Genomic DNA, 1,564 nt, shown 5'->3' with positions numbered 1-1,564 from the left:
CAGACTGTTGAAAAAGTCGATTTTCAAGCTGCTACATTCCCGGAAATTCCTAAATAATGGTTAAAATCAGAAGATCTATCGTTTTTCATACCCAAATGAAAAACGCAGGCCTCCTTTTTGGCTAAATGCCGGGCTATTTTCTTCAGATTCTGCGTAATGGCCGTCATCAACGCCTGCTCCTGTGCCTTGGCTTTGCCTCGCATCCGGCATCGACGGTACCCATGGAGGTTTTTGGCATCAGCAAAGCTACGCTCAATGGTTTGAGCGCGGTACTTGTAGATCTTTTCGCCTTCCGGGCTTTTCTTGTTTTGCTGCACTCTTTCTTTAAAGTCCTCCCATACATGCCGCTGAATCAAACGCTCGTGCTTCTGGTTTTCGGTACATTGCGTCAATTTCGGGCAGGTCGCGCAATGCCCTTTGGGCGAGACATACTCATCATAACCATAGCGGTTTGTCGTTCGGTACGTGAGTTCTTGTCCTAAGGGACAGACATATACATCTTTTTGTGCATCATACGTGAAGTCTTCTTTCGTATAAAAGCCAGGTTTGCTGGGTGGTTTACGCTCGGCAATGACCGTCATCCAGGAGATCGTTTGCTTGCAAATATGGGGGACCATGTAGCCTGAATCCAAGGCGATTGCTTCAAGCGTGTCGCCAAAACCAAAGGTCTCCAGTTGCCGATTCAAACGTTCCATATACACCGTGGAATCATTGACATTGCCTGGCGTCACATACACATCGGTAATCATATTGTATTTGTGGTCCACCGTCCGGTGGTCCAGGTAAAAGAACCCTTCCGGTTTGTTCTTCCGGCTCATGTAGCCGCTCTCGGGATCGGTCAGGCTCACCTTTTCCTTTTTCGGTTGCTCCTCTGCCGCTCTTTTACGTAGAGGAGCCAGGGGCTTTTTTCCATGAGCCTCCCGGCTTTCCTGGACAGCCCGGTCCAACTCCTGCAGATAGGCCTGAGGCGACCCGCTTGTGATTTGCTGCGTGTAGCGATTGTTATTGGCATCGGCCTCGATATGCGTCGAATCGGTGATGAGAAGCCGTCCCGCAATCATGTGGTGAGAGATCGCAAGCCGTACCACTTCGTCGAAGATATCCTGGAAGACGGTCGTTCCCTTGAATCGTCCATTGCGATTCGAACTAATCGTGGAGTGGTCCGGAACGGGGTCGCTGAGACCCAGGCCCAAAAACCAGCGGTAGGCCAGGTTCACACCAATGTCTTTCTCCAGAATCCGTTCGGAGCCGATGTTAAAGAGATAGCCAATCAGCATCATTTTGAATAAACGGATGGGGGGAATCGAGGGTCGCCCTTGGGATTCGCTGTAATAGGGGCGCACGATTTCGGTGATGAACGAAAAATCCACATGCTTTTCGACCAACCGAAGGAGGTGATCGGGGGGGACCAATTGGTCTAAACAAACAAGCTCCATTTGATATTTCCCTCGATCTCCATGATCCTTTTCGTTTAACATAAGACACCGCGCTTTCCAATAAAGTTACCTATATTATACCAAATTAACGCGGTGTCGTGTGAAACAAAGACTTTTTCAACAGTCTG

1 protein-coding gene is annotated in these 1,564 nt (G+C 49.1%); it reads right to left on the bottom strand.

Annotation, left to right across the window (positions count from 1 at the left end):
* Positions 1-23 precede the first annotated feature (23 nt).
* On the bottom strand, positions 24-1,478 hold the full coding sequence (locus QW71_RS35985) for an IS1182 family transposase (protein WP_047014169.1): 1,455 nt from the start codon (positions 1,476-1,478) through the stop codon (positions 24-26).
* Between the last annotated feature and the right edge of the window lie 86 nt (positions 1,479-1,564).

It is taken from the genome of Paenibacillus sp. IHB B 3415, from assembly GCF_000802655.2.
GTDB classification, from domain to species: Bacteria; Bacillota; Bacilli; order Paenibacillales; family Paenibacillaceae; genus Paenibacillus_AQ; species Paenibacillus_AQ phytohabitans.
This window is presented reverse-complemented; position numbering and strand designations above follow the sequence as displayed.

Excerpts from the sequence above, each read along its gene's own strand:
- QW71_RS35985 (WP_047014169.1), bottom strand. The coding sequence starts at position 1,478 with ATGTTAAACGAAAAGGATCATGGAGATCGAGGGAAATATCAAATGGAG.